The sequence below is a fragment of the Bradyrhizobium sp. HKCCYLS20291 genome (genome assembly GCF_051167715.1).
GTDB lineage: Bacteria > Pseudomonadota > Alphaproteobacteria > Rhizobiales > Xanthobacteraceae > Bradyrhizobium.
Map to the genome: position 1 here is coordinate 1 of NZ_JBNPTO010000017.1, position 19,316 is coordinate 19,316.

Here is a 19,316-nt window from a genome sequence, read left to right on the forward strand (position 1 = left end):
TCTCAAGCTCAAGCGCGCCGGTTGGAGCGATGACTTCTTTTTCGAACTCCTCGCTCACGTGCGATAGCCCTGCCCTCCAGGGGAGGGTGAAACCCGTAGCCTACCGCCGCCCCGCATTGGTCCACGCCTTCAGCGAGGCCCACACGCCGCGGGTCAGGCGGAAGGCGTCGACGGGCGCCGACGAGCCGATCACCTCGAAGCGGTGCAGCTCGACGCCGGTCCATTGGAAGCCGCACTTTTCGAGGATGTTGCGCGAACCGGGATTGCTGACCCGGGCGTGCCCGATCAGCACATTGTCCTCGCTGGTCTCGAAGAAATAGTCGATCGCGGCCCGCGCGGCCTCGGTGCCGAAGCCGCGGCCCCAATATTCGACGCCAAGCCAGTAGCCGAGCTCGGCGCGGCCTGAGGCGGGGCGGTTGATGCTGATCATGCCGATCGGCGCATCCAGGTGCGCGATCAGGAACACCGTCTCGTCACTCTGCTCCAGCGATCGCACGAAGCGGGCGGCGTCGACCTCAGAATAGGGATGCGGCAGGCGGCGGGTGTTCTCGGCAATAGCGCGGTCATTGGCGATCCGGGCCATCGCAGTCACGTCCGCGAGCTCCGGCGGACGCAAGGTCAGCCGGGGGGTCTCGAGGACGCAAGGTCTCGCCTCGCGCAAGGTGGGAGTCGTGATGTCCTGCAGCATGTCGGGCTCCGTCGACGCTTCGGGATCAGCTTGGGATCAGCGAAAATGAAAAGGGGAGGCCGGTTGTCCCGCCTCCCCTTGGAGCCATCTTGCGCTCCGCCGGTTCAACAGGACCCGGCGGACATATGTTGTTCCACCGCTATTCAGCAGCCTCAGCGGCTACCGGACGCACCGAAATGAACGTGCGGTTGGCGCGGGCATGAAATTCGACGACGCCGTCGATTTTCGCGAAGATCGTATGATCCGTGCCCATGCCGACGTTAAGGCCGGGATGCCAGGTCGTGCCGCGCTGACGCGCAATGATGTTGCCGGGAATCACGCGCTCGCCGCCGAACGCCTTGATGCCGAGGCGCTTGCCCTTGGAGTCGCGTCCGTTGCGGGATGAACCGCCTGCCTTTTTATGAGCCATCGCTCGTCTCCGATCTCAAGATCACCTTTAGCGCGATTCCGCCAAGGGATCATTCACAATTGCTGGGCGCGGACGAAAAATCCGCGCGATGAGGGTTCAAGCCGATGCGGCGCGGTCATCGCGCCGGCATGCTTACTCGGCGGCGTCGGCCGCCGGGGCTTCCGCCTTGGCCTTCTTCGGGCGCGGGCCCTTGGTCGGCTTGGCGTTGTCGGTCAGGATCTCGGAGACGCGGATCAGCGTCAGCTCGTCCCGGTAGCCGCGCTTGCGGCGGGAATTCTTGCGGCGGCGCTTCTTGAACGCGATGACCTTGGGGCCGCGCTTGTGGTCCAGCACCTCGACGGCGACGGACGCACCGGCCACCGCGGGAATGCCCAGCACCGGCGTGTCACCGCCGACCACCAGCACCTCGTTCAGCTGCACGATCGTGCCGGGTTCACCGTCGATCTTGCCAATCTCGAGCACATCATCCGGGGCGACGCGGTATTGCTTGCCGCCGGTTTTGATGACTGCGAACATCGTTCTCATCCTTCGTGTTCGATCCCGGCCTCGAAGCCAGATGGCCCCGGGTCGGCTTCTTGTTCAGTCGTTATGGTTCATGAGGTCCGGCCCGATCGGGGCCGGCGTCGGCGTGTCCCGGGCATCGAGGCCCGTCCGATACGCGCAACGACAATCGGCGCGAGAAGCTCGCGCCGGTCGATCGCGGGGTTATAGCCGCCGGGGTCGGGGAGTCAAGGGAAAGGGGCGAATGGCGAGTAGCGAATAGGGTCCGGCGGGCTTGGCTCCTACTTTCCCCTATTCGCTACTCGCTATTCGCCCTCTTCCCCCCGAACCATCCGTTCCGTCCGCTGTTGTCTCCCCCACACACGGAGCAGGACGACATGGCCGACGACGTCATGACCACCACGGGCATTGCCCGTCACGGCGCCGCGCGGCTGCCGTCGGTCGAGATCGACAGCTTCAACATCGAGCTCAAGGACGAGGACGGCTTTCTCGGCGATCGCGCCTCCAAGGGTGCGTTCCGCAAGATCCTGGAGCGCTGGCGCAAGCCGCTGCGCAAGTCCGGCAAGGATCCGTTCGGCGACGAGGACAGCGAGACCATCAGCAAGAAGGTGCTGGACGCCATCCTGGTCGGCGACGACACCGAGGCCTCGGCCGTCGTGCACTCCGCAATCGAGGAGTTCGCCCAGGAACTCGCCCACGTCACCCGCCGGTTCCTGCGCACCAAGGCCTGGGGCAAGACCGAATGCATCGTGGTCGGCGGCGGGTTTCGCGATTCCCGGCTTGGCGAGCTCGCGATCGCCCGCACCGAGATCATCCTCAAGGACGAGGGATTCGGCGTCGAGCTGGAGCCGATCCGCTACCATCCCGACGATGCAGGGCTGATCGGCGCGCTGCATCTGGCGCCGTCGTGGATCTTCGAGGCCCATGACAGCATCCTCGCCGTCGACATCGGCGGCACCAACATCCGCTGCGGCGTGGTCGAGACCTGCTGGAAGAAGTCGCCGGATCTCTCCAAGGCCTCGGTGTGGAAGTCCGAGCTGTGGCGTCACGCCGATGACGAGCCGACACGCGAGGGCGCGGTCAAGCGGCTCGCCAAGATGCTGAAGGGCCTGATCGAGGAGGCCGACACCGAGGGGCTCAGGCTGGCGCCCTTTATCGGCATCGCCTGTCCCGGCGTGATCAACGAGGACGGCTCGATCGAGAAGGGCGCCCAGAACCTGCCGGGCAATTGGGAGAGCAGCAAGTTCAACCTGCCGGCCAGCCTGGTCGAGGCGATCCCGATGATCGGCGATCACGACACCGCGGTGCTGATGCACAATGACGGCGTCGTGCAGGGCCTCTCCGAGGTGCCGTTCATGCAGGAATTCGAGCGCTGGGGCGTGCTCACGATCGGCACCGGGCTCGGCAATGCCCGCTTCACCAACCGCCGCAAGGACAACGGCCGCAAGGATGAGGATAAGAAGGGCGACGACAAGAAGGCCGCGAAAAAGAAGAAGGATTGAGCCGTCGTCCGGGATGGTCCCGGCGCGCGCGTATCGGGGTATTGCTGCGCTGCAGTATGACACCTCCGCGGCCCGATCCGGCTGCGACAGGTGCGAAAAACCCTCGTACAACCAATTGGATCGACCAGTCCCAGTAACCTTGACCGGTTAGGTTAAGAAACGGTTTGCGTTGCAGTGCATGCCATGATGCCGCAGGGTCATCCGCGTCGCTCAGGCCGGCCGGATTGACCCCCGTCTCTTCCGTCGGTTTCCCCAAGATGCAGCGACAAGGGACCGCCGGTATGTGTCAGCGTACGGCGGTCCCACCTATCTGGGGCTCACGCGCACAGCCGCGATCGCATTCCCCCGCGTCTCCCGATCATGCGCCGCATTTCGGTGGGAAATATCGCAAACCCCGCCTTGTCACCCCCGCAGCGGTGCCCTAGAACACGCCCCGACCACAGGGCCTGCCCCTGATTTGCGCCTGGAGAGGTGGCAGAGTGGTTGAATGCACCGCACTCGAAATGCGGCATAGGTGCAAGCCTATCGGGGGTTCGAATCCCTCCCTCTCCGCCAGCCTAGCGTTCGCATCTGTTCGCTGCCGTCCGTCAACTACCTGAAAAATAGCCGCAATTTTGGCGTTTGATGCTCGCAAGCGTCCGCGCGAGCTCGCTCCAAAACGTGGGTAAACGCGTGCAGGATGTGGGTAGCATCGTGGGTAAGGCTGCGAGGCAAAGATGGCGCATCTTGTGGGCCGCCTGACGGCACTGAGCGTGGCGAAGGTTAGGAAGCCCGGCATGTACGCCGATGGCGCTGGCCTCTATCTGCAGGTCACAGGCGACGGCGAAAACACCCCCGCCAAATCCTGGATCTTTCGTTTCACCCTTCGCGGCCGCTCCCGCGAAATGGGCCTTGGTTCCTTCTTGATTTTTGGGCTGGGCGAAGCGCGGGCGAAGGCAGCCGAATGTCGACGGCAGGTCTACGAAGGCATCGATCCAATAGAGGCGCGCCGAGCGCAGCGCGCGCAGGTTGCCCTAGAGGTCGCCGCCGCGCTGACCTTCAAGGAGTGCACTAAGCAGTATCTGGCGGCTCACAGCGCCGGCTGGCGCAATGCCAAGCACGCGGCGCAATGGAGCTCGACGCTGAAAACCTATGCTGACCCTGTGATTGGTTCTCTCTCAGTTCACGGTATCGACACCGCGCTGGTTATGAAAATCATCGAGCCGTTGTGGTCAAAGAAGCCGGAAACGGCCTCGCGGCTGCGCGGTCGAATTGAAGCGGTGCTCGATTGGGCGACCGTACGGGGCTTTCGCCAGGGTGAAAATCCGGCTCGGTGGCGCGGCCATCTCGACAAGCTACTGCCGGCACGTGCCAAAGTGCGCAGGGTCAAGCACCACGCGGCCCTGCCATACGATGAGCTACCCGCATTCATGGCCGCCTTGCGGGCACAAGATGGCGTCGCGGCGAGGGCGCTCCAGTTCTTAATCCTCACGGCGGCCCGCACTGGCGAGGTGATCGGTGCGCGACCGGAGGAAATCAGGGACGCGATCTGGACAGTGCCGGCCGGGCGCATGAAATCCTCTAAGGAACACCGCGTTCCGTTGTCGGCAGCGGCGCTCGCCATCATCGATACGCTGCGCAAGGAGCAGAGCGGGGCGCATCTGTTTCCGGGTGGCAAGCGCGACAAGCCGCTCAGCAATATGGCCATGTTGGCGTTGCTGGACCGCATGGAACGATCGGATCTGACGGCGCACGGCTTTCGCTCGACCTTCCGAGATTGGGCCGCCGAGCGCACGAACTATCCGAATGAAGTGGTCGAGATGGCACTCGCTCATACGATCGGCAGCAAGGTCGAGGCCGCTTACCGCCGAGGTGACTTGTTCGAGAAGCGAAAATCTTTGATGGCCGATTGGGCAACATTTTGCGCCTCAAACGGAGGCGCGGACGAAAAGATCATTTCGCTTCGCGCCTGAAATGTCCGCTCGCTTATTTGGCCGCGCATTCGCCTCGACGGCCTCCCGAGAGTTGCTCGCAGGGTAGATCTCCAGTCTTAGCAGTTCATTGCGCTGGGCAAACGCTGGGCCGGCACATCTTACGCGCAGCGACGCGATGAAGCTCGTCATCGGGACCTTGAACAAGTGCTCAGGGTAAGGAGCCTAGTCCGCCGACTCGCATTCACCCGTTTAGTGGATGCTCGCGGTCTCGATCGTTTCCGAAGAGCGTAGATTCCGGGCGACGAATCGCTTTCGCGCGACCGACGTCACAAACTTGGAGTTCGCGGAGATTCAGGCGCCGCACGCGTCATTGGAAATGGCAACCGCACGTCGGCTAATTTGCAAATCGCTTCAATCAGGAGCCGAACGGCTCGGGCATCCCATTCCATTTGCTCAATAGGCACGTCCCAATGCTCTGACACAACGTGCGCTGCATGGCGAGCCTTTATGCCGAGGCCCACGATCGTCCGCGCCGGCGTATGCATGATTGCCAGCTCAATGGGGGCCAAGTTAGCGAGCACCGATTCGATCTTTTGCGTTCGACTGGTGCCGTCCGAGCGGAGGTTCTCCGCGTCTCGGGGCTCTCGACCATCAACGTGCCACGACTCTAACGCGGAAATCTCCGACAACAGCGTGATAAAAGTTGTGTCTAATTGGACAAGCGCAAAATCCGCATCAAGCTGCTCAGCTTCGGCTGTTTGATCCAGTGGAAGTTCATTCCGAGCATTCGATTCTGCCGCTCTCGAAGAGTTGCTGTGATCCATTGCCTACCCCGACGGTAAGTTACCTATTCGCCCTGGATACTGGTTTTCAGCTCTTGGCTTTCGCATTGAAAGCTCCGGGAGGAAATAGAGATGATCCCGTAGAATACCGAATTTATCGGTATCTGAAAAGTCGTTTTATGTCTCTGGCCCCCTCGGGAGGCCAGGATGCCCAAAACGGTGACATCACCCCTACAGAAAAGGCTTGCCGCCATGCTGGTCGAGCACAGAAAGGCTGCGGGGCTAAGACAGGTCGACTTGGCAGAAAGGATGGGCGTCTACCAGTCCTGGGTGACCCACATGGAATCTGGACAGCGTCGAATAGATGTCGTCGAGCTCATCGAGCTAGGTAAGATCCTGGGCTTCGACCCTGTTGACGTGGTCAGGAAGCTGAGTCGCAAGTAAGCCCTGTGGGCGACTTTTGCTAAGACTCGATACACTTTTGCAGTTAAGAGCGTTGGGCTGCGACGGCTTCATGGCCGCCCCCGCGCTCCTTCCCTGAAATAAACCTGTATCGGCTGTAGAGTTGGGCAGGGCACGTGACCAGCTTTTTTCACGAGCAGTCGTCGAGTCCTCGCTGGCGCCTATAATAGGCGAAAGGGCCGAACGGGTACGTCTGCGCAGCTAGAAGAGCCACGCACACTATGGAGGCTTGCGTTTGATAGCGCGAACCGTAAGCGCGATCAAAGACGATGCAAGCGCTCAAGGGCCAGATCGCTTAGATTTCGACTCCGCCGCGCGCTCATTCTTCAAGATTGGTTGCTCGGAATTTGCGTTCCTCGCTCGCTCTTTGCGCCATCGCGCAGCGCCTCCCACCCCATTTCCAGTCCCGAAGAAATCTCCCCAACTAACCCATTGGTCTCTGTAGACGTATTGAGGAGACCTTGGGATATTAGCAGGTAACGTTTCCGACTTTCTGAATCTTCTCCAAAGGACCTCACTATCAACACCTTTGGTTTTCGCTAGTTCGCGAGCCCAGACTCGCGCTTCGTCAAACGGTAGCCAACTTCGACGACGCTTCGGATCATCGCTTACGCCGAGAAATATTCCCCAGCCTTCCCATAGCTCGGCGTAGACGGAATCTGGAGCGCCCGGCACTTCGGGAGGCAGTAAGCCGGCCTTGCTGGCTCTGATCCATTCGCGAGCCTGCCGGATCCCGGATCGGCTTGCCCAATCTTTTGCAGTATCGTAATGAACAAATTCCGCGCGAGCGGCGGTGCGGCCGGTCCCCAAGAATTCACCCCAACCTTGCCACTCAACTGCATATACAGCCTCGGGAGTGGAAGGAATGTCACGAGGTAAGGTCCCAGAACGTCGAAGTTTGCGCCAAGCGGATTCGGAGTCTACTCCCTTTGCTTGAACCCAGTTCTTGGCATCGGCATAGCTGCGCCAACCTACAACTCTGGCCAATTCCGTCGAAGCAGCGTACAGCCGTCCGGCAGACTCGTACTTGTCTATTGCTCCGGTAGAGACATTTGGCAACATGCCATTTGCGTGCAGCCGCCGAAGCAGCAGCGATGTTTTCCGAATGAGTGGCCAGCCCGCATCTACAACAACATCGTGATCGCTTAAAGTCTGAAGTGGAATCTCCCGTATTCGCAGTACTTTCCACCCAGCAGCAGCTAAGGCTTCGTTGTCCCGCTTGTCCTTGTCGACGGTCTTGCTGTGCCAGTAAGCTCCATCATATTCGATGATGAGAGCGAGATCGCTCAAGACAATATCAACCCGTTTACGAGCTCCGCCTCCGAGGGCTATAGACCTTACATGCTGGTCAACTACTGCGAATTGCGAAAGCTCGTGTGCGATGACATCCTCAACAATAGAAGATCCTCCCCTAACGGCACGTCCGAGGAACGCAGGCCACCCTTTCCAACCCTTTCCTCGGTAGACGACGCTTGGGTTCGTTGGGATGTCAATCGGAATTGTCCCGAGCTGCGAAGCCGCAGACCAGTCGGAGCTATCCAAAATTCCTGTTTCCATCGCCCATTGACTTGCTTCATCATAGGTACGCCATACTCTGTTTCTTGACTTACGTTCATCTTGGCCAAGAAAATGGGGAAACGAAATCCACTCTTTGTAGGTTCGCCACGGGGATCTTGGAATGTCGAGGGGTACGTCGTTTCTCGCGCAGGCGTTACGCCACTCCTCAAGCGAGGTAATTCGGTTCACTCGCGCCCATTCTTGGGCACTCGCCAAACTGCGAAATGTTCGGGGGTGAACTTTGAGACGCGATTGCCCAAGAAGTCTGGCCAGCCGTTCCAATCAGTGTAAGTTCTGTTTGGGTTTGTAGGAATGCCGGCGGGCAAGCCGAGCTGGCGTCGCTTTCGCCAATCCGCCTCCGAGGCTAGGCCTTGAGTCCGAGCCCATGCTCGAGCTTTCTCAAAAGGCAGCCAAGCTTTTCTGGATCGATCTCTTTTCTTCTCAGTCACGGCAGCCATGCTACGTTCGAGTTAATGTAATTAGACCAGTCGCACGACTCGCAGAATCGCTATTGATGGGTCTTCTTGCAAGAGTTGGCTTGAAGCGGTCTCTCTCGTCTTAACGTCCGAGGCAGGCGCTTGGGCGTTCGCGGTCTCGGAGCGCTTGCCAAGGAAGTACAGGGCGCCACGTTTCGAGCTAAAGTTGAGCTAACGTGGTAGGACCGTCATCCCACAAGCCGGTTAGCGCCGACGGTGTCCGTGCGTCCCAAGCGAATCGGGCGTGAAACCGGTTGGCCTGCGTCGTCGGTCTGTCCGGCTCAATAACGTTACCCTGTTGCTGTCCAGTCGATCGGGATCAGGTCTGGGGCGGCGCGAGGGCCTTCTGCCGCTGCACCAATCTGCATCTTGTTGGCAGTTTTGGCGCCTCGAGCGTACGGCGACTGCTCGTTCGTGAGTCACTGAACGGGCTCACCCTTCGCGCGTGAAAGTCAAGCGGCCGAAGCGGTCCGGCGATGGTGAAAGCGCCGCAGCGCCCCTAAGATAGTCGATGTCTGCTTGGGGCGACCTAGTTCGAGCGGCGTTAGGCCGTCAAGCCGAAGCCGAGCAGCCAGCCGGCTTAACCGTTCTGCGGCCGGCGTGCCCAGGGCTATCAGCGGCAAAGGATGTGCCGCTCGACGCCGAAGACCGCACCTGCCGACATCAGCTGACCTCATTGAACCCGCCTATCGGACGCCATCCGACCGGATCTGCGATCCACCGGTTGATTTCGGATTCATGCCAGCCGGACCCGTTGACGCTGATTTTCAGCGGAGCCGGGAAAGTGCCCTCTGCGATCTTGCGGTAGATGGTGGATCGGGACAGTCCGGTCCTGGCGAGGACGGTCCCTAACCGGATGATGCGGTCTGGTTCGCGCATGGCCCCGATGCCTCTGGTTGACTGTTTCTGACGCCGTCTGAGACCAGACAGGCCAAGAGGCGGACAAGGGGGGCCTTGTACGCTGGCAGGTGTGGCGTAGAGTCGGCGGCAAACAGGATGGGTCAAATTCCGATGCCCCGGCCTCTGCCTAGATCGATGCCATGTGCGAAGGCCAAATCCTGGCCAAGCCGGCGGCCCGACTCGAAGGCGATGCCGAGGTCGTTCTTGCGGCTGGCGAGGATGGATTCGAGCTGCGGATCCCGTTCGAGGCTTTTGGCCATATCGCCCATCGCCAAGCGCGTTGCCTTGTAGCCGGACATGTCACCGGCCTGATACTGGCGCTGGCTGGTATGATCGAGCTTCTGCCAGCGCTCCACGAAACGATCGGCGCGGCGGCTCGGATCGATGCGCAGTTCGGTCTCGAGCTGGAGCGCTCGGACTGCGCGGCTAACCTGGCCGCCAGCCGCTTCGCGCGCCAGTTCCGGTTTCTTCCTGTAGGCGGCTTCGGCGTCGTGCGGACCAAAGGGCCGTACCTCTTCGAAGGCCTGGCGGGCCTTCTGCAGCGCTTCAACCTGCGCAGGGTTGGCCTCACCGTTCGTTCCCTGCGCAGCGAAGATCGCATTCACGGCGCGGGCATGGTGCACGAGCGCCCGGGTCCGGACGCGACGCGCTTCCGTTTCAGGATCTTGCGCCACGTTCCTTGCCGGCACCTCGGCTGCGCGCCGCTCTGCTGCCGTGTCGCTCGTCTCCCTTTCCGGGGATGCCCGCTCGGGCTTGCGTCCGCTATCCGGCCCGGGGGCATCTGCAGGCGAGCGAAGGCCATCGAACATGTCGCGCAGCTTTTCCGGCACGATCTTGCGCACGATCTCGGCCATGCGCTCGCGGAACGTGATCCCGCGCCGCTCGGCATAGCTCTGGACCGGATCGGCACGGTCGTAATCCGACGCCATGTCCTTGGCGCGATCGCGCGACAGGGCGCGGGTGAGCCGGTCCGCATTGGCAAAATCGTCACGGCCATAATGCAGCTCCACCCCGTCGCGGTGCCGCGACAGGGCGACATAGCTGCTGTGGCCATCCATGCCGGGCGTCGCCAGGACGTGGACGCGGTCGACTGTCACGCCCTGGGCCTTGTGGATCGTCGCGGCATAGCCATGGTCGATCCGGTCGTAATACTTAAACTCGAAGCGCACGGACCGGCCATCGTCGGTCTGCACGGTCATCGATTGCGCGCTGACCTGCTCGATCGTCCCGAGCGTGCCGTTCTTGACGCCAAGGCTGCGCTCGTTCTGCAGGAACATGACACGATCCCCGCTGGCGAACTTTCTCCCGCCGCGCTCGACCGTCACATGCACCTCATCGCCGAGATCGCCGGCAGCCCGCATCCGTCCGCGCGCTGCCTCGTTCAGCGCTTGGACCTCGTCGTTGGTGTGGGTCAGGATGATCCGGCTCCGGTCCGGTGACGCCTGCCGGTCACGATCCCAGCGCTCGATCAGATTGTCGCGAGCCTGCTGGCGCCCCTCGGCCTCGTGCACCATACCGTGGGCGCGGTACGCCCCGAGCGCATGGGCCACTCTGCCGGTCGCCAGATCGCGCGTGGCGTCGCGCTGCCAATCCTGGCGCTGACGGCGCACGTCACCGATTTCCGCCCCGCCGTGACGCTCATGGATCGACCGGAATGCCGCGCCCGCTTCGATCGCCTGCAGCTGTTGCGTATCGCCGACCAGCACCACCTTTGCGCCCGCCTCGGCAGCATGGGACAGCACGCGTTCGAGCTGGCGCGTGCCGACCATGCCGGCTTCGTCAATCACCAGCACATCGCCCGATTTGAGCAGATCACGGCCTTGTTCCCAGCCATGCTCCAAGCTGGCGATCGTTCGCGACGCAATGCCCGATCCACTCTGAAGATTTTCAGCGGCAATGCCGGACAGCGCCACGCCCCGCACCTCGAGACCCACCGCTTCCCAGGCCTCTCGCGCCACCCCCAGCATCGCGCTCTTTCCCGTTCCGGCATGGCCGACCACGACGCCCAGATCGCGTCCGCCTGCGACGAGCGCCAGTGCCTCGGCCTGTTCGGACGACAAGACCAAGCCGCGCGCTTCGGCACGCGCCAAAGCGGCCTTGCGGTCCGCGTCGCGGACCTCATGGCGATCCCGGTCCGCCAGCAGCTCGGAAGCGCGATGCAGGCGCCGTTCTGCCTCGATCATTCCGCGGGTGGTGAACCGATCCTCGCCTCGGACGTCCCTGCCGAGTTCGACCAGATCGGGCGCTCCCTTCATCGCGCCCACTACTTGGTTGAACTGGTCGAGCCCGTCACTGTGCCGATGCGCGAACTTTGCCAAGTCCCGGCGTGTGAACGTCGATTGCTGTTGGGTGATGGCGTCCAGTCCAAGGGAGGGATCGGCGATGATCCGCGCGCCATTGTTGCGGGCGATCTCGCGGTGCATCTCGGCGCGGTCGGCCTCAGCCCCTTCGCCTGCGATGCCCCGAACCTCGATGCGCTTCGCAGGGGCGCCGATCTGGTTTTGCGGCTCGAGCGCAATGCCCTGGGTTTCCAGACTGCGATGATCGATCCGCGCGTCGATGTCGAGCTCGGCCAGCCGCTCGTTGGCGAGCTCGGCCCAGCGGTGGCGCCAGCGCTCAACCAGCTCGGTGCGGTTCCAGTCTCGGACCTTCTGGCCAAACCCGTTCTCGTCGACGGCGCGCATGGTCAGCATGACATGGGCATGGGGCTTGGGCATGCCGTCCTCACCCCTGTCCCAATGCACATTGAGGTCGGCGATCATGCCGAGACCGACGAACTCGCCCCGAACGAAGTCGCGGGCCAGCGCGATCCCCTGCGCCTCAGTCAGCTCGCGCGGAATGGCGAACTCGACCTCACGGGCCAGCTGCGCGTCCTTGCGGACTTCGACCGCTTCGACATCGTTCCATAGCCGCTCCCGGTCGCGCCAGGCTTCCGGCGAATTCTCTGGCAGCATCACCTCGGAATGGACGACGCCGCGCTTTCCGGAAAAATCCTGATCACGGCCGAGCCGCTCGTCGCGCAGCCGCGCCCCTGAGCGGTAGGCCGCCGAGGCCACCGCGCTGCTCCCGGCCTTGCGGCCGATGACCTTGACGTGAAGATGATAGATCGCCATCGCGATCAGAGCATCTACACAGCGAAGCCCACGTCGGCACGACGTATAAGCGCGCCCTCCCTCGAAAAAATCTCGGGAGGGACTACCGCGTCCCAAGCCGTCCTGACGACCTTACAGCATTGTGCAGGGTGCCAAGCTATCATTTCACCATCAACACTCACGGAGTCGACGATGCGCAAACCACGAGACTTTGACGCGGATCTGAAGGCCCTCGAAGACAAGGCGCGCGGACTGAAAACCCGCAAGGTGCGACATCTCGGCGAATTGGTCATCGCCACCGGAGCGGACGCGCTCACCGCTGAAGAATTGGCGGGTGCGCTGATCGTGCTTGTAGAGACGAAAGAGGCCGGAAAGAGGGAGGCATGGGCCAAACGCGGGGCCATGTTCTTTCAAAGCCGGGCGCGGCGAAATGCGCCAGCAACTGACCGCAACCTGGGCAGCGCTCCTCCGCGCCCGAGCGGAGCGCAATCGGTATCAAGCCACAAGAGCTCGACGTGACATGCGCACCTGGCAGGCCGAGCGCCGCAAGCGCACGCGGCACCTTATCGAACTGGGTGGTCTCGTCGTGAAAGCCGGGATCATCGAACTGACGGGCAATGATCGCGCAATCATCTTCGGCGCGCTGCTTTGGATGGCCGATAAGCTCCAAAGCGATCAAGGCGAACGGGCGCGGGCGCTGTGGGTGGCAAAGGGGACGCAAGCGTTTGAGGCGGCTTCGGCGAGTCACACAAAGGTGGATCCGACTGGTCCGACGGTTCGTCGATAATATGCTACAACAGCATCTGAACAGAGCAACGACCTTCGTAGCGACGTTCGAGCGTGCAGGTATTGACGCAGCTCTCGCTTTTCCGGGGGGCGACGCAGCGGCCGCAACTTCGCTTGCGCTGCACGGTCAGCGGCACCACCATGTCCTCCGGGACGGACGCGATACGAGAGCCCTGCACGGCGGCGTCGATCATCGCGGGGGAATCGTTGAACGTCACCTGCCGGTCGATCCGCACCCTGACCTCGAAGCCGTTTTTGCCGAACTCCCATACGTAGTGCCCGCCAGCGGCCTCCCGGCGCTTTATGCAAATGTGCTTCAGCAGGTTCCGCGGGTGCTTCGGCTTCGGGTGCGCCTTGAGATACCCGGCGGACGCGACCGCGACCAATCGCCAGTCCGGACCGATGCGCACCGCGATCATGTCATTCTCGACGCTCTCGCCGAGGCGGACGCCCGCATCGAAGCCGTCCTCGACGATGTTGCTGAAGCCGGTGAGCGTCATCGACGCCGTCGTGCACGCGTGCCGGCTACGGCTCAGGCCGATCCTCATGATTCGCTGGCCTTCGTTCTCGGCGTGGTCCCGCTGATGACAAAAAAAGGCGCGGCGCGGAGTTGCGGCACGCGATCGGGACGACCGTGTTCTTCGGGATGTTGGGCGTCACCGCCTTCGGTCTGCTTTTTACACCGGTGTTCGATGTCGTCATCCGTCGGTTGGCGGAGGCGCTGCGCGCATGGAACGGCCGTCTCTCCTCTGGGTCCGCGCCCGTATCGACTTCGATGAATTAAGGTCCGGCGGAGTCTTCCTTGACGCCGCGTGCGACGATCCTGAGCGACCCGTCCGGGAGAGGCCGCTGCAGCTTCAGCGCCTTGCTGGGCGGCACTGTCATCCAGGCTTCCACCTCGTCGGGCGTCGTCAGGATCACGGGCATCGCCTTCGGATGAATGGCGCCGACTTCCGCGTTCGGCTCCGTCGTCAGGAAGGCGTAGAGGTCGTTGGTCGTCTCGCCTTCTTTCACCTTCCGGACCGACGTCCAGTTCGTCCAGATACCTGCGAAGCAGGCGAGGGGACGAGCGTCATTGAGCGCAAACCAGACGTCGCCGCCTTACGGCCTGTTGAACTCGCTGTAGGAGTTGAACGGCACGACACAGCGGTGCTCTGGAGCCAGCCATCGTGCCCAGTGTTTGCTCTTCGCGTTTCTGATGTTGGTCGTGCCGCCGTCCGGCTCCATCCGCAGCAATTCCTTAAAGTCGACCGGCTGGGCTGTGGAGTAGCTCGCATCCTCGTCGCAGTCGTAGAGGACTTCGCACGCGCTCAGGGCCTGCTGCAGATCGTTTTGCGAGTGCAGAAGGCGCCGCCTGCGGGCGTCCGCTTACAGCGTCATCTTCTCCGGATTCGGCGGTGCGGACATGATCGCGGATGTGCCTCCTCAACTACAATCACGGCCCGGACGGATTGTGCCGCGCCCGAAATGCCGGTTGTGGCGGCGTCGCCCGACCTTAGCACATTTGCCGCAGCGGAGGCGTGGACGAAGGTCGTCGGCGAACGTGACCACGTGGCGATGTCGATGTCGCCGCCTAGCCTTGCGGTTGCCGCTGCTGAAGGGAGCGGGATGATGCTTCGGCGCCATTCGCCGGCGCTCGATTGAACGAAGGCCAGCAGCCGTCCTCTTCGTGCCGCCCGGTCCGTTGCTGGCAGGTTGCGTCGAGCAGGCGTTGCCCGACGTCTTTCCAGGCCGCGTCCGGACCGAAGAGCCTGACGGCGTCGGCCTTCTGGATTTCCACAATGCGGCCGCTGCGGTTGCACGCGACCCGCAGCACGTGCCGGCCGATCTGAGACACCTTGCGGGACTGGATCGGGCGGCCGACCTGTCTCACGTCGGCGCTGACGTCCCTCAGGACGGCGTCCAAGTATTCCGGCGGCATCTGCTCCCCAGGACCCACCGCGGCCGCTAGGCGGCCGTTTGTGTCGACCGCGGCGCCGGTAGGCATGTTTTCCATCTGTTTTGGGCTCGGCATTCGCCAACTCGCTGGTCTCTCTGAAGCCATGCCCAATTAGAACATATAGAGAACATAAGTCGAGTCAAATCCATCGCGTCTCGGATCGAGCCAACCGGATCGGATCGGTATAGATAAGATCTTAACTGCACTCTTGTGGATTCAATCAACTAGTCATATATGACCTATAAATCGATTTAGTCGGTCATTTATGGGTAGTTATCATGAGCTCGCCTAAATCCAACGCAGCGCTGGAGCGTTTGGGTCACGACCTCCGGTCGGCCCGGCTGAGTCGCCGGATCGCAGTGACCGATCTGGCTGAGCGCGCCGGTACGTCGGCGAAGACTATCCAAAGGCTGGAGAAGGGCGATCCTAAGGTCGCCGTAGGTACGCTCGCGAACGTCCTCGTTTCTCTGGGACTCGTCGAGAAATTGGCCGACCTGGTCGACGTCCGAAAGGACGATCTGGGTCTGGCGCTGAGTTCCGAACGGACGCCGCAGCGGGGTCGATCGTTCGCGGCCTCCGTGCGAAGGCGGAAGCCGACGGATGATAAGGACGACCCCGACGATGTAGATCCCAATGGGGTGGCCTTTTGATGAGCGAATACTACGCCCGGGTCGTCCTTGGCCAGGCTCTGACGCGAGTGGGCGAGCTGCGCTTCACGAAGACCGGTCCTCGCCAGTTTTCGGTCTTCGCCTACGATCCAACCTGGTCGAAGGATGCCCGCGCTTTCGCGCTGCAGCCGAACATGCCCTTCGACGGTGGGCCTTACCATGCGTCGTCGCAATCCGGAGAACCGCGTGAGGCACTCGCCGGGGCGTTCTCGGACGCTGCGCCCGACAGCTGGGGGCGCAGACTGCTCGAACGCGCCTACGGCAAGGGTCTTTCGGAGTTCGAATATCTGACCCTGTCGGACGATACGTGCAGGCAAGGCGCCTTACGCTTCATCGACGAACATGGAAAGCTCATCACCGGAAAGGCCGACGAGGCGGTACCGCGCCTGCTCGATCTGCAATCGATCACGGCGCTCGCACGCGCCTACGAACAAGGCAAGGAATTGGCGGCCGAGCAGATACGTGCTCTCGCGGGCGCGGGCGCTTCGGGCGGGGCTCGGCCCAAAGCCAACGTCCGCGACGGCGACATTCTCTGGCTCGCCAAGTTCACGTCCGTCCACGACCAGCACCCGATCGAACAGGTCGAAGTCGCGACGCTGAGGCTCGCGAAGTCGTGCGGTATCCGCGTTCCCGAAGTCAGGTTGGAGCTCGCCGACACGCAGTTTCCTGTCGCGCTCGTCCAACGTTTCGATCGACGCGGACGCGCGCGTATTCCCTACATCTCCGCAAGGACGGCGCTAGGAAAGACGGGCACGGAACTCGGTTCGTACACGGAGATCATCGATTTCATGAGGACGTCCGCTGCCGAGCCGAAGGCAGATTTCCAAGAGCTCTACAGGCGAATGGTCTTCACCATACTCGTCTCGAACAAGGACGATCATCTGAAGAACCACGGATTTCTGTACGTCGGTTCGGGACGCTGGGGCCTCTCGCCGATGTTCGACGTGAATCCCGCACCCGATCGCGATCCGCATCTGGAGACGGCGATCATGGAAGGCGGCGCGCATGACCGGTCGATCAAGCTCGCCCTCGAAGCATGCGAGTTCTTCGAAATTCCCGAGGCCGACGCGCGGAAGATCATCCGAGAAACGGCTCGACGGGTATCCGATGGATGGCGCGAGGCTTTCCGCCAGGCCGGCGTGAGCGGGGCACGATTGCGCGACTACGAAGCCGCCTTCGACCACGGCGAATCCGAGATCGCAAAAGCTCTATAATTGGTCCTATACGTCCATTATCATGGATAAACTGGACATATATGACCAGTTATGTGATCGGATTTCGACAGTAGCGGGACGCCGTGCGAGACCGACGACGGCTCGATGGTCCGGACGGGAGATAACGTGGCGCGTCCCGTCGCTGGCGACAGGTCGTAGATGCGCACGGCGAGCTCCTGCGTGTCGACCCTCGCCGCCGGCGGCTCAGAGACGGCAGGAAAAGCGCGTGAAGGCCGTCATTGTCTGCAGCCGCGGCTCGACATCGCGCAGGAAGATTTCCGTTCTCAGGAAGGCGATCTCGCTTTCCGCCGCCGTCTCGCCGACGTCGATGTACCACCACCGCGGTCTTCCATTGCTGCCGTCGCTCCACATGTAGCCGCGCCGCTTCAGTACGTCCTTCAGTTCGAAGGGCGACTGTTCGGCCCAGACCCGGATGGTCCTTTTTCGGGCCTGCTCCAGCAGGACCGCAAGCGCCGGCGCGCCCGCGGGCGCCAGTTCGATGGAAAGGATCTCGACGAGGCGTGACAGTCGTCGCCGGCCCTGTGCGCATGCTGAAAGAAGCCGGCGCCGTTCAGCAGGTATCCGAGTTGAGCACCCGCGAATCCATGACGGCGCCACTCCACTTCGGTCGTCGAGCAGCCCATGCCTTGTGCTCGAACACGGACCAGAACCGTTCGGCGAATTTCCGGTCGATTGTGCGCGATCACGATGACCGCGTCCTGCACGAAGGATTCGACGGCGGATGCGTCGATGCGGTGACCGGCGACGGACCGACGCGAGAAACGGCGCCTATCGCCATGTCGCCTGTCGGATGTGGGGCGGGCGGGAGAAGTCGAGCGGCAGGCCGAGATGCCGTACTTCTTGACCTCGTCCACCAGTTCGTTGAGATGGGCGGCCGTCGAGGAGAGCAGGCCGTGGACCCTCGCGAAGCCATCTGCGGCGGCGTCGGCCGCCACCTTGATGATGCTGGCCTTGCCGAATTCGTCGCCGAACACTTTTTGCCAGGCCGCGATGCTTTCCTGCCGCCCCTCGGTCGCATGAGCCTCGTCGATCCATTTCCGGTAGCGCGCGATCACTGTGCGGAAGTTTGAATACTGATCGTCGGTGCCGAAGAGCGGCGAGAAATCCTCGCTCGGAAGCTTCGGATTCGTCACCGTCGGCCTGTTCGGGTGCATCCGGAGCCAATCGTCGAGACGGCCCATCAAGGTCTGGAGCGTCGTAGGAACGTCGGGTCGGGGCGTCTTGCGGGACTGGCTGGAAACTGTCGGGCTCGAAGGCGCGACTTCGACCACGAGCACGTTTCGGAACTCGGCATGACCGTCGACGAGCTGGCCGAGGAGGCCGATCGTTGGTCTCGGGAGAAATATCAGCCGGACGCTGACACGATCGACGTCGATCCGGATAGCGACCGCGTCTATCACGGCACGGAGCGACAGTCGTACGAAGACATCTTCTTGGAAGAACTAGGTTGTTCGGAGGACGTGCTTCGGGTGGTGATCGACGCTCTGCCCGACGTGTCCCATCGCGACATCAGGGACAGCGCCGAGCCTTACTACAGCGACGCCTACAACTTCGAACCGATCGAGATCGCCCGCACCAGGGAGAAGGCCGACCAGGACGAGTACGGGTTCGCGAACAGGGATGCGTTCGAATGGAGCGAGTTCTGCTCGCAGGTGAAGTTTTCCTCCCGTTTCTTCGGCATCAAGGACAAGCTGGACGAACTGTTCGGCGAGCCGGTGGAATACGGTCAAGGTCCGGTCAAGCCGCCGTACGAACTGGCGGCGGGACAGATGCTGTTTCGTGCCCGGCTGATAGACGGGAATCTGACGGAGGAGACGCTGCAGGCGGACGGAGCGTCCTTATTGGGACCGCCGCCGTCGGCGCGGACCCCATCCAGGAGAATGAACGTGGAATTCATTCCCGTGCTCTACGCAACATTTGCCCGCTCGATCGCGGTGACCGAACTCAGGCCCGGCATCGGCGACTCCGTCGCGGTCGGGCGCGTCGAGACCCGCGTGCCCTTGAAGGTCTTCGACTTCACGGTTTTCGAGCAACGGTCCGCCGACCGTAGGCACTTCTACGACCACAGCCGCTACGACTACATCACGCAGATGCAGGACGAGATCTCCCGGCCGGTGCGTCCCCACGAACGTCAGCGCGAATACATCGCGCGCCCCAGATCGTGGCGGAGTACCTCAAGATCTACTTCGGATGCAACGCCGTGATCTACAAGCCGTCGATGCAGAAGGACGACGGCGAAGACAACCGCAATATCGGGATCCTGAACCGGGAAACGTTCGTCGGCACCGACGGAGTGAGCATCGTGTCCTATGTCGACTGGACGATGCTAGACGTGGTCAACGTGAGATATTCGACGGTGGACGGCTCTCCTTTCGGTTTCTGAAGCTCCGGTCGTTCCGTGTGCGG

Annotated in this window: 19 protein-coding genes, 1 tRNA gene and 3 pseudogenes; 11 read left to right on the top strand and 12 right to left on the bottom strand. The window is 62.2% G+C overall.

Translation table 11 applies throughout. The features are described from left to right. Positions 1-100 precede the first annotated feature (100 nt). The 3 genes from ACQR07_RS29025 to rplU all read right to left on the bottom strand — a co-directional run bounded on the left by ACQR07_RS29025 (position 101) and on the right by rplU (position 1,613). Complete coding sequence (locus tag ACQR07_RS29025; protein WP_434905509.1) at positions 101-688, bottom strand: GNAT family N-acetyltransferase; 588 nt, start codon at positions 686-688, stop codon at positions 101-103. Positions 689-827: 139 nt separating this feature from the next. Next, a complete protein-coding gene (gene rpmA / locus ACQR07_RS29030; RefSeq protein ID WP_315715952.1) occupies positions 828-1,097 on the bottom strand; it encodes a 50S ribosomal protein L27 in 270 nt (89 codons plus the stop codon). 132 nt (positions 1,098-1,229) lie between these two features. Beyond that, on the bottom strand, positions 1,230-1,613 hold the full coding sequence (gene rplU / locus ACQR07_RS29035) for a 50S ribosomal protein L21 (RefSeq protein WP_035648644.1): 384 nt from the start codon (positions 1,611-1,613) through the stop codon (positions 1,230-1,232). A gap of 362 nt (positions 1,614-1,975) precedes the next feature. Between rplU and ACQR07_RS29040 the strand changes: the two genes are divergently transcribed. The 3 genes from ACQR07_RS29040 to ACQR07_RS29050 all read left to right on the top strand — a co-directional run bounded on the left by ACQR07_RS29040 (position 1,976) and on the right by ACQR07_RS29050 (position 5,052). Then, positions 1,976-3,100: an ROK family protein gene (locus ACQR07_RS29040; protein ID WP_434905510.1), complete on the top strand. Its 1,125-nt coding sequence runs from the start codon at positions 1,976-1,978 to the stop codon at positions 3,098-3,100. 465 nt (positions 3,101-3,565) lie between these two features. Beyond that, positions 3,566-3,655: transfer RNA gene (locus ACQR07_RS29045), tRNA-Ser, on the top strand. Positions 3,656-3,816: 161 nt separating this feature from the next. After that, on the top strand, positions 3,817-5,052 hold the full coding sequence (locus tag ACQR07_RS29050) for a tyrosine-type recombinase/integrase (RefSeq protein ID WP_434905511.1): 1,236 nt from the start codon (positions 3,817-3,819) through the stop codon (positions 5,050-5,052). Positions 5,053-5,339: 287 nt separating this feature from the next. Here ACQR07_RS29050 and ACQR07_RS29055 read toward each other — a convergent pair whose 3' ends face one another. Then, positions 5,340-5,837, bottom strand: coding sequence for a hypothetical protein (locus tag ACQR07_RS29055; RefSeq protein WP_434905512.1), 498 nt, complete (start codon positions 5,835-5,837; stop codon positions 5,340-5,342). Between the two features lie 165 nt (positions 5,838-6,002). On the opposite strand from ACQR07_RS29055, the gene ACQR07_RS29060 reads away from it, so the two are divergent. Next, a complete protein-coding gene (locus ACQR07_RS29060) occupies positions 6,003-6,239 on the top strand; it encodes a helix-turn-helix domain-containing protein (RefSeq protein ID WP_434905513.1) in 237 nt (78 codons plus the stop codon). Between the two features lie 297 nt (positions 6,240-6,536). Here the strand turns inward: ACQR07_RS29060 and ACQR07_RS29065 are convergent, their stop codons facing one another. The 3 genes from ACQR07_RS29065 to traA form a co-directional block, all read right to left on the bottom strand. After that, entirely contained in the window at positions 6,537-8,003 is a 1,467-nt protein-coding gene (locus tag ACQR07_RS29065) for an integrase repeat-containing protein (protein WP_434905514.1), read from the bottom strand. 950 nt (positions 8,004-8,953) lie between these two features. Beyond that, entirely contained in the window at positions 8,954-9,169 is a 216-nt protein-coding gene (locus ACQR07_RS29070; protein ID WP_434905515.1) for a helix-turn-helix transcriptional regulator, read from the bottom strand. 122 nt (positions 9,170-9,291) lie between these two features. Continuing rightward, entirely contained in the window at positions 9,292-12,303 is a 3,012-nt protein-coding gene (gene traA, locus ACQR07_RS29075; RefSeq protein WP_434905516.1) for a Ti-type conjugative transfer relaxase TraA, read from the bottom strand. A gap of 171 nt (positions 12,304-12,474) precedes the next feature. Between traA and ACQR07_RS29080 the strand changes: the two genes are divergently transcribed. Continuing rightward, positions 12,475-12,801, top strand: a complete 327-nt coding sequence (locus ACQR07_RS29080; RefSeq protein WP_434905517.1) for a conjugal transfer protein TraD — start codon at positions 12,475-12,477, stop codon at positions 12,799-12,801. Position 12,802: 1 nt separating this feature from the next. After that, positions 12,803-13,069, top strand: a complete 267-nt coding sequence (locus tag ACQR07_RS29085; protein WP_434905518.1) for a conjugal transfer protein TraD — start codon at positions 12,803-12,805, stop codon at positions 13,067-13,069. A 136-nt stretch (positions 13,070-13,205) separates the two neighbouring features. On the opposite strand, the pseudogene ACQR07_RS29090 reads toward ACQR07_RS29085, so the two are convergent. Continuing rightward, positions 13,206-13,556: pseudogene (locus tag ACQR07_RS29090) on the bottom strand (LysR substrate-binding domain-containing protein); the annotation flags it as partial. Positions 13,557-13,566: 10 nt separating this feature from the next. On the opposite strand from ACQR07_RS29090, the pseudogene ACQR07_RS29095 reads away from it, so the two are divergent. Beyond that, positions 13,567-13,852: pseudogene (locus tag ACQR07_RS29095) on the top strand (efflux RND transporter permease subunit); the annotation flags it as partial. On the opposite strand, the pseudogene ACQR07_RS29100 reads toward ACQR07_RS29095, so the two are convergent. Both ACQR07_RS29100 and ACQR07_RS29105 read right to left on the bottom strand, forming a co-directional pair. Then, positions 13,849-14,319, bottom strand: a pseudogene (locus tag ACQR07_RS29100) (SOS response-associated peptidase family protein); the annotation flags it as partial. The pseudogenes ACQR07_RS29095 and ACQR07_RS29100 overlap by 4 nt on opposite strands. Before the next feature lie 322 nt (positions 14,320-14,641). Then, a complete protein-coding gene (locus ACQR07_RS29105; RefSeq protein WP_434905519.1) occupies positions 14,642-15,082 on the bottom strand; it encodes a hypothetical protein in 441 nt (146 codons plus the stop codon). A gap of 203 nt (positions 15,083-15,285) precedes the next feature. Between ACQR07_RS29105 and ACQR07_RS29110 the strand changes: the two genes are divergently transcribed. Both ACQR07_RS29110 and ACQR07_RS29115 read left to right on the top strand, forming a co-directional pair. Further along, positions 15,286-15,657 carry a helix-turn-helix transcriptional regulator gene (locus ACQR07_RS29110; RefSeq protein WP_434905520.1) on the top strand — a complete coding sequence of 124 codons (372 nt, stop codon included), beginning with the start codon at positions 15,286-15,288 and terminating at the stop codon, positions 15,655-15,657. Then, a complete protein-coding gene (locus tag ACQR07_RS29115; RefSeq protein ID WP_434905521.1) occupies positions 15,657-16,889 on the top strand; it encodes a type II toxin-antitoxin system HipA family toxin in 1,233 nt (410 codons plus the stop codon). Before ACQR07_RS29110 ends, ACQR07_RS29115 begins: the two co-directional genes overlap by 1 nt. Positions 16,890-17,093: 204 nt before the next feature. On the opposite strand, the gene ACQR07_RS29120 is transcribed toward ACQR07_RS29115, so the two are convergent. Beyond that, positions 17,094-17,261, bottom strand: a complete 168-nt coding sequence (locus tag ACQR07_RS29120; protein WP_434905522.1) for a hypothetical protein — start codon at positions 17,259-17,261, stop codon at positions 17,094-17,096. A gap of 26 nt (positions 17,262-17,287) precedes the next feature. After that, a complete protein-coding gene (locus ACQR07_RS29125; protein WP_434905523.1) occupies positions 17,288-18,187 on the bottom strand; it encodes a hypothetical protein in 900 nt (299 codons plus the stop codon). Between the two features lie 15 nt (positions 18,188-18,202). Here ACQR07_RS29125 and ACQR07_RS29130 point away from each other — a divergent pair, with 15 nt between their 5' ends. Next, the gene (locus ACQR07_RS29130) at positions 18,203-19,114 is read left to right on the top strand and encodes a hypothetical protein (RefSeq protein WP_434905524.1); all 912 of its coding nucleotides are present in this window, start codon (positions 18,203-18,205) and stop codon (positions 19,112-19,114) included. Next, positions 19,111-19,293, top strand: a complete 183-nt coding sequence (locus ACQR07_RS29135; RefSeq protein WP_434905525.1) for a hypothetical protein — start codon at positions 19,111-19,113, stop codon at positions 19,291-19,293. Before ACQR07_RS29130 ends, ACQR07_RS29135 begins: the two co-directional genes overlap by 4 nt. Positions 19,294-19,316: the final 23 nt, after the last annotated feature.